General features: G+C 39.0%; 8 protein-coding genes. 5 read left to right on the top strand and 3 right to left on the bottom strand.

Annotated elements, in window-relative coordinates:
• The 3 genes from Q0X72_RS12115 to Q0X72_RS12105 all read left to right on the top strand — a co-directional run.
• Positions 1–273, top strand: a 273-nt coding sequence (locus Q0X72_RS12115) for a DUF933 domain-containing protein (protein WP_297765798.1), incomplete at its 5' end; no start/stop codon positions are given.
• A gap of 147 nt (positions 274–420) precedes the next feature.
• A complete protein-coding gene (locus Q0X72_RS12110) occupies positions 421–2,274 on the top strand; it encodes a DNA topoisomerase IV subunit B (protein ID WP_297765796.1) in 1,854 nt (617 codons plus the stop codon).
• A 31-nt stretch (positions 2,275–2,305) separates the two neighbouring features.
• Positions 2,306–4,957 (top strand): DNA gyrase/topoisomerase IV subunit A, encoded by a 2,652-nt coding sequence (locus Q0X72_RS12105; RefSeq protein WP_297765793.1) that lies wholly within the window; start codon positions 2,306–2,308, stop codon positions 4,955–4,957.
• Positions 4,958–5,062: 105 nt separating this feature from the next.
• Here Q0X72_RS12105 and Q0X72_RS12100 read toward each other — a convergent pair whose 3' ends face one another.
• Genes Q0X72_RS12100 through Q0X72_RS12090 form a run of 3 tightly spaced genes read right to left on the bottom strand, consistent with a single transcriptional unit; the run spans position 5,063 to position 6,702 of the window.
• A complete protein-coding gene (locus Q0X72_RS12100; protein WP_297765790.1) occupies positions 5,063–5,899 on the bottom strand; it encodes a TerC family protein in 837 nt (278 codons plus the stop codon).
• A gap of 2 nt (positions 5,900–5,901) precedes the next feature.
• Positions 5,902–6,279, bottom strand: coding sequence for a DNA topoisomerase IV (locus tag Q0X72_RS12095; protein WP_297765787.1), 378 nt, complete (start codon positions 6,277–6,279; stop codon positions 5,902–5,904).
• A 51-nt stretch (positions 6,280–6,330) separates the two neighbouring features.
• Positions 6,331–6,702, bottom strand: a complete 372-nt coding sequence (locus Q0X72_RS12090) for a helix-turn-helix transcriptional regulator (RefSeq protein ID WP_297765783.1) — start codon at positions 6,700–6,702, stop codon at positions 6,331–6,333.
• A gap of 261 nt (positions 6,703–6,963) precedes the next feature.
• Here Q0X72_RS12090 and Q0X72_RS12085 point away from each other — a divergent pair, with 261 nt between their 5' ends.
• Entirely contained in the window at positions 6,964–8,088 is a 1,125-nt protein-coding gene (locus Q0X72_RS12085) for a M14 metallopeptidase family protein (RefSeq protein WP_297765781.1), read from the top strand.
• Positions 8,089–8,176: 88 nt separating this feature from the next.
• Positions 8,177–8,640: winged helix-turn-helix transcriptional regulator (locus Q0X72_RS12080; RefSeq protein ID WP_297765778.1), on the top strand; the 464-nt coding region annotated here is incomplete at its 3' end.

Raw genomic sequence — 8,640 nt, 5'->3', positions numbered from 1 at the left:
TATCACTTGCTCAATTTACACACCTATTTCACTGCAGGGGAAAAGGAAGTAAGGGCATGGACCATTCCTGTGGGGGCCACGGCGCCTCAGGCAGCCGGGGTAATACATACAGATTTTGAAAAAGGTTTTATCCGGGCAGAGGTCATTTCTTATACGGATTATGTTACCTTTGGTAGTGAAGCCAAGGTAAAGGAAGCAGGTAAAATGCGGGTGGAAGGAAAAGAATATATAGTGAAGGATGGCGATGTAATGCACTTCAGGTTTAATGTTTAGCCCTTTCAGGAAAACTACATGAAATTGGGGTAAAATCCCATAAATACAGCTATTAACAATATAGATAGGTTATTGTTAATTACTTTCTATTAGGTGCATTTTGATTTCTGCCTTGAAATTTTATATTAGCAGGGATATACCCCAAATATGGCACAAACCCAATATACTGAAGAGAATATCCGATCTCTGGACTGGAAGGAGCACATCCGTATGCGCCCCGGAATGTACATAGGGAAGCTGGGTGACGGATCTTCAGCAGATGATGGCATCTACATTTTATTAAAGGAAACAATAGATAACTGTATTGATGAATTTGTCATGGGGGCAGGGAAGACCATCGAAATTTCCATTCCCGGTGACAGGGTTATCGTCAGAGATTTTGGCAGGGGTATACCGTTAGGGAAAGTAGTAGATGTAGTTTCAAAAATGAATACCGGCGGTAAATATGACTCCCGTGCTTTTAAGAAGTCGGTAGGTTTGAATGGGGTAGGGACCAAGGCTGTCAACGCTTTGTCATCCTTTTTTAGGGTAGAATCTACCAGAGATGGCAAATCAAAGTCGGCCGATTTTGAACAAGGAAATCTGGTCAATGAGGAGTTTCTTGAGGAGACCTCCAGAAAGCGGGGTACCAAAGTGATCTTCACACCAGATGAGACCATCTTCAAAAAATATAAATATCGCAATGAGTATGTAGAGCGCATGCTCAGGAACTATGTATACCTTAATCCGGGACTCACCATTCTTTTTAACGGGGAGAAATTCTTTTCAGAGAATGGCTTAAAGGACCTGCTTGAGGATAACAATAGTTTAGATGATCTGCTATATCCCATCATCCACTTAAAAGGTGAGGATATAGAAGTAGCCATCACCCATAGTAAAACTCAATACAGCGAGGAATACCATTCTTTTGTGAATGGCCAGCATACCACTCAGGGAGGAACACACCAATCTGCCTTCAGGGAAGCTCTGGTAAAAACCCTTCGCGATTTTTACGGAAAGAATTACGATGCTTCGGATGTGCGTAAAAGTATTATATCGGCCATTTCCATAAAGGTCATGGAACCTGTTTTTGAAAGCCAGACGAAAACAAAATTAGGTTCTACTGAAATGGGAGGCGACTTTCCTACAGTACGCTCTTATATCAATGACTTTATTGGGAAACAACTAGATAATTACCTGCACAAGAATCCGGAAACAGCCGAAAAGATCCAACGAAAGATCATGATGGCAGAAAAGGAACGAAAGGAATTATCGGGTATACGTAAACTGGCCCGCGAAAGAGCCAAGAAAGCCAGCCTTCATAACAAAAAATTACGTGATTGCAGGGTACACCTGGATGATATGAAGAGCGAGAGGCGATTGGAGAGTACTTTATTTATTACGGAGGGAGATTCTGCTTCCGGTTCTATTACCAAGTCGAGGGATGTAAACACCCAGGCAGTATTCAGCTTAAGAGGTAAGCCTCTGAATTCTTATGGCATGACTAAAAAGATTGTCTATGAGAATGAAGAATTCAATTTATTACAGGCAGCGCTGAATATAGAAGAATCTATGGAGGATCTGCGGTATAACAATATCGTAATAGCTACTGATGCAGACGTAGATGGGATGCACATCAGATTACTCCTAATTACATTTTTTCTGCAATTTTTTCCTGAACTGATCAAAGAGAACCACCTGTATATCTTGCAAACGCCCTTATTCAGGGTGCGAAATAAAAAAGAAACCATCTACTGTTATAGTCAGGATGAAAAAAACGCAGCGATCGAAAAATTAAGTGGTAAGCCAGAGATCACCCGTTTCAAAGGTTTAGGGGAAATATCACCAGATGAATTCAAGCACTTTATTGGGGACGATATTCGCTTAGAGCCGGTTATGTTAGATAAGGCCTTGTCCATTGAAGAACTATTGCAGTTCTATATGGGTAAAAACACCCCGGATCGCCAGAAATTTATCATTAACAACCTTAAAGTAGAAGTTGATCTCATTGATCAGGAATAATTAAAAATCAAATAAATACGAGTCTTTCTATATGGAGGAACATGAAGATGAGCAATTAGCAAAAGAAGAGGGTCAGGAAGGACAACAAGAAGCACTTACCAGAGTCACTGGTATGTATAAGGATTGGTTCCTGGATTATGCTTCTTATGTTATATTGGAAAGAGCAGTTCCTGCCATTGAGGATGGTTTTAAACCCGTACAACGCAGGATCATGCATTCCCTGAAGGAATTAGATGATGGGCGGTATAACAAGGTGGCGAATGTCGTAGGACACACCATGCAATACCATCCCCATGGAGATGCCAGTATTGCAGACGCCATGGTACAGATAGGTCAAAAAGAACTGCTCATAGATACTCAGGGAAACTGGGGTAATATTCTTACCGGAGATAGGGCCGCAGCTTCCAGATATATTGAAGCCAGACTCTCAAAATTTTCACTTGAAGTAGTATTCAGTCCAAAGATCACAGATTGGCAATCATCATACGATGGCCGAAAAAAAGAACCTGTAAACCTGCCTGTAAAATTCCCACTCTTATTGGCTCAGGGGGCTGAAGGAATAGCCGTGGGACTTTCCACTAAGATACTCGCTCACAATTTTATAGAGCTTATAGACGCTTCCATTAAGCATCTCAAGGGCCAACGTTTTATACTTTATCCAGATTTTCCCACAGCCGGCATTATTGATGTAACAAATTATAATGATGGCATGCGCGGAGGAAAAATTCGCGTAAGAGCCAGGATCTCCCAGCTAGACAAAAATACCCTTGTAATCAATGAGATCCCATACGGCACCAACACTTCTTCACTAATAGATTCTATTCTTAAAGCGAATGACAAGGGCAAGATCAAGATCAAGAAAATTGAAGATAATACTGCCGCAGAGGTAGAGATCCTTATTCATTTACCTGGAGGTATTTCCCCGGATAAGACCATTGATGCGCTCTATGCCTTTACGTCCTGTGAATCTTCAATATCTCCTTTAGGATGCATCATTGAAGATAACAAGCCATTATTCATTGGGGTTCAGGAGATGTTAGAACGTTCTACTGATTATACGGTAGAGCTTTTAAAAGCGGAATTAGAAATTCAATTGGGCGAGCTGGAAGAGCAGTGGCACTTTGCTTCCCTGGAACGAATTTTCATAGAAAACAGGATCTATCGTGATATTGAAGAAGAGGAGACATGGGAGGGAGTAATAAGCGCCATTGATAAGGGCTTAAAACCCCATATAAAACATTTGAAACGGGCTGTTACCGAAGAAGATATCGTCAGACTTACTGAAATTCGCATCAAAAGGATCTCAAAATTTGATATTGACAAAGCACAACAATTAATAGAAAGTTTGGAGGACAGGATTGCCGAAACCAAGAATTACTTAGCCAATCTAATAGAATATGCTATTGATTATTTTAAAGGACTGAAAAGTAAATACGGCGCTGGCAGGAAACGCAAATCCGAGATCCGGATCTTTGATGAGATTGAAGCTACTAAAGTAGTTATCCGTAATACAAAGCTTTATGTGAACAGGGAGGAAGGTTTCGTTGGGACGTCCTTAAGGCGCGATGATTACGTCACGGATTGTAGTGATATAGACGATATTATTGTCTTTACGAAAAGTGGGCAGATGATGATCACCAAAGTAGACAGCAAGACCTTTGTTGAGAAGAATATCATTCATGTGGCGGTGTTTAAGAAAAAGGATAAACGCACCACCTATAACATGATTTACAAGGATGGACGTGGTGGAGCCAGTTATATTAAAAGATTTAATGTAACCGGCGTTACCCGTGATAAAATGTACGATTTAACAACCGGGAAGGCTCAATCTGACGTGCTCTATTTTTCCGCCAATCCAAATGGTGAGGCAGAAGTGGTTACTGTTAATCTGCGTCAGGCAGGGAGTATTAAAAAAGTTAAATGGGATCTCGATTTTGCTGATGTCATTATCAAAGGAAGGGGGTCCAAGGGGAATATTGTCACCAAATACCCTGTTAAGCGAATTGAACTTAAGGAAAAGGGCTTATCAACACTAAAGCCCAGAAAGATATGGTTCGATGACACCATACAGCGCTTAAACGTTGATGGCAGGGGAGAATTGTTAGGTGAATTTACCAGTGATGATCGCCTGCTGATCATAAATCAAAAAGGAGTTGTAAAAACTGCCATTCCTGATCTGATCATGCGCTTTGATAGCGATATGATCGTTTTAGAAAAATGGATACCCAAAAAACCATTGACGGCTATTTATTGGGAGGGGGAAAAGGAATTATTCTACATTAAGCGTTTTCTGATCGAAAATCCGGATAAAGACGAGACCATTATTACCAGCCACCCAAAATCTTATTTGGAAAAATTATTTACGGATTACCGTCCTGTGGCTGAACTTGTGTTCGCAAAAAAACGCGGGCAGGAAAGAAAAGATAACCAAGAAGTGAATTTGGAAGAATTCATTGGCATCAAGGGAATTACAGCTATGGGCAATCAACTAACCAAAGAAAAGGTCCTGGAGATCAATGCCCTACAGCCATTGCCTTACGAAGAACCTGAGAAGCACGAGGCCAAGGATATAGAAGTGGTAGATGAAGAGAATGTGACTCCAGCATCCAAAACGGCCAACACTCCAAAGGCAGATGATGAAAATGAAGACGATAGTAAGGAAGGGCAGACTAAATTATTCTAAATCCAGTTAGTTATTTTACAACTATTCTTTCCAAATTACTTTGAAAGATTTTATTCTGAACAGAAATCCAATCTGTAGCCTCGCTAATAAATTAAAAACTGAGTGCTACTTATTTCTAGCAGCCTCTTCCTCCTCTTCCTCCAAATCTTCAATGATCTCTTCCTTTTTGCGGTACTTCATATTGAGGAATTCTACAAGCAATGAAAAGGAAATGGCGAAATATAGATAGCCTTTCGGAATAGCTCCAATTTCAGATCCAAAGAAGCGAGCATGACTGAGATGTGCTGCTTCCGCTATAAGCATAAACCCTATCAGAATAAGAAAAGACAAGGCAAGTAATTGCATAGAAGGGTGTTTATTAATAAAGACACGAATGGCATTGGCAAAGACCATCATTATGACGATTGAGATCATCACAGCTATGATCATTAAGACCAGCGCATCATTGGGGTGATCTCCAATACCATTGGTCATTCCAACGGCAGTTAAAATAGAATCGATGGAAAAGATAAAATCAATAATAAGGATCTGAACAATTGCTTTGGAAAAGGTGGTAATATTTTTTGATTTTATTACGTCTTCATCATGTTCTGGCAATTCTACTTTTTCATGGATCTCTGAGGTGCTTTTGTACAAAAGAAATAGTCCGCCGGAAAGCAATATAAGGGCCTGGCCACTTATACCCACAGACAACCAGCTGGTATCTATATAGTAGAATGGATTACTGAGGCCAATAAGTAGTGAAACTGCGAACAACAGTACAATTCGCTGAACCATAGCGAGCACCAAACCCCACATGGTTGCTCTCTTTTGATCTTTTTCCGGGAGTTTATTCGCAGCTATAGAAATAAAAACTATGTTGTCTATGCCTAAAATAATCTCCAGAAAGGTTAAGGTTAGTAAAGCGATCCAGGCATCCGGACTTGTAAGTATATCAAACATAATCAGTTCAATTTAAAAGCAGTACCACGCGATTTTTTAGAGCTGCCTACCAGCCCGTATTCAAAGGTATAAGAACTATCTGTTGTAGATAGAATCTTCATATGAATCGATTTTTGCTCGGAAGGTGTCTGCGGATTTAATTTCTTAACTATGTATTCGCAATCATTGATCCAGCGTACTGAAGAAGTATCCGCTTTGCCTTCAAAAAAATCTATTTCAGTAGCCATAGTACGCACAAAAGTAGTGGTTTGTTCACTGCCTTCAATAGTTGTTGTGAAGCGAAATTCACCTTCTTTGAAAGCCCCGCAATTCCTTGGGGGATTGTAGCAAGCTGTTACTACCCCTAAAAGAATAAGTCCAAGAATTCGGGTTTTAAACATTGTCGCAAAGTAGTAAATTATGACCATTTTAAAGAATGAGAATAGGAGAACTTAATTGGAGTTAATAATACTCGGTTCGAATGTCTCAAAGCTGCCATCTGTATATAGAATAATGATCTTTTCTATTGTTCTTTCGCGACTTGTGCTTGGAATTGGGGTAGGTGATGATAGTGAAGGCGAAGCTGTGCTTTCTTTTTTTGCGGGAAAAGACCCTTTCCCGTTTAGAAGCCAATAGAGATTCACCTCAGGATAGGAGGTGACAACTTTCATGACAAATTCTAAACTAGGCTTGTTCCTTCCGGTCAGCAAATGTGAGATGCTAGATCGTTGTACGCCAATTTTGTCTGCGAAAGATGAGGCTGAAAGATTGTAAAAAGTGAGAATCTTTTCGAGCCTGGTTACAAATTCTTCAGAGTTTACCATTGTAATTTTTAAAGAGCGTTATATATCGTATTAAAGTATTAAAATCACAGTAAAAGCTTTTACAAATACTTTTAATAAAATATCATATATAATTGATATATAACAATATAATGAATATTTTAATTCTTTATTAACAATTGTATACAAATGTATCCTAAATGACGCCATTTGTCGGTATTTGATGTATACAAATGTAACTATTTTAGTAACAATTGTAATTAAAAATGACCTTACTTTTGCATGTGATTCAATAAGTAATTCATGGATAAAGACCGGAGGTATGAAAAAATAATGGAGAGTACTTTAAGTGGTCGATATATACATCATGATCACATAGTGCCCATCCTGAAGAAATTACAGTCTTCAACTAAGATAGAAGAACTTGGAATTTCTGTAGATGGACTACCCATAGAAAAAATAACGGTAGGACAAGGACCTATCAAGATTTTGATGTGGTCGCAAATGCATGGGAATGAGTCTACCACTACAAAAGCCGTCTTTGATCTTATAAATGCTCTTACATTTGGATATGACAATGCCAAGGAGTTATTGGAAAGGTTAAGCCTGGTAATACTTCCAATGTTGAATCCGGATGGGGCATTGGCCTATACCAGAGTAAATGCTAATGGTATTGATCTCAATAGAGATGCTCAGGACAGGACCCAACCGGAAAGTAAGATCCTGAGACATGTATTTGATGTCTTTTCTCCCGATTTTTGTTTTAATCTTCATGACCAACGTACCATTTATAGTGCAGGTTCAGCACCTAAGCCTGCTACTCTTTCATTTCTGTCTCCTGCAGCAGATTCCGCCAGAACGGTGACCGAAAATCGTCTAAAAGGGATGAACCTTATTGCCGCTATCAATGAAGAATTGCAAAAATTTATTCCTGGGCAGATTGGCAAGTACGACGATGCATTTAATGCCAATTGTGTTGGAGATGCTTTTCAAATGCTTGGTACGCCCACTATTCTCTTTGAGGCCGGGCATTTTCAGGGTGATTATGAACGTGAAAAAACCAGGAAATACATGTTTATGTCTTTGTGGAAGGCTCTTGAGTTAATCGCTTTCGATCCTATGGATTCTAATCGTGAAAAAGCCTATGCCGACATACCTGAAAATAAAAAATATTTTTTCGACATCCTTGTTCATAATGCACATCTTTTAAACAGTAAATTGGAAGTTGGCAATGCAGTAGGCATCCTTTATAAAGAACAGCTTCTAAAGGATAGCATTCATCTTCAACCTTTTATTGACAGAACAGGTGTTCTCGATGGATATTTTGGGCATCTTACTTATGATTGTTTAAACCCACAAGATATGATCCGGCTTAAGAATAACGAGGCGATAGCCAATTTGATAAATTCTAGTTTACGGAATAAATAGGCACATCTATTGCGTATATGTCAAAAAAACATCTATTTCATTAAATATATTTTCTTAATTGTTTATTTTTGCTCAAAATTATCTCAATATGGGCAAAGTTAAATTAGATGAAATAGATCACCAGATCCTGGATATGTTAATAGAAAATACCAGGACTCCGTTTACAGATATCGCTAAGAAATTATTGATCTCCGCAGGTACGGTTCATGTGCGTGTGAAAAAAATGGAAGAATCGGGTATTATTCAGGGATCTTCACTGACGGTAGACTATGAAAAACTAGGCTATTCATTTATTGCTTATGTGGGCATTTTTCTAGAAAAAACCCACCAGACTAAATTTGTTCTGGAAAGGCTAAATCAAATTCCTTACGTAACAGTGGCACATATCACCACCGGAAAATTTAATATCTTTTGTAAGATCCGTGCCAAGGATACCAATCATGCCAAGAATATCATTTTCAAGATCGATGATATTGATGGTATCAGTAGAACTGAGACCATGATATCTTTGGAAGAAAGCATCAATGATAAAAAAAGGCTCATGCACACTAT

Source organism: uncultured Muriicola sp. (assembly GCF_947258935.1).
GTDB lineage: Bacteria > Bacteroidota > Bacteroidia > Flavobacteriales > Flavobacteriaceae > Muriicola.
The sequence above is the reverse complement of the archived record's forward strand: the minus strand, read 5'-3'. Positions and strand labels throughout refer to the sequence as shown.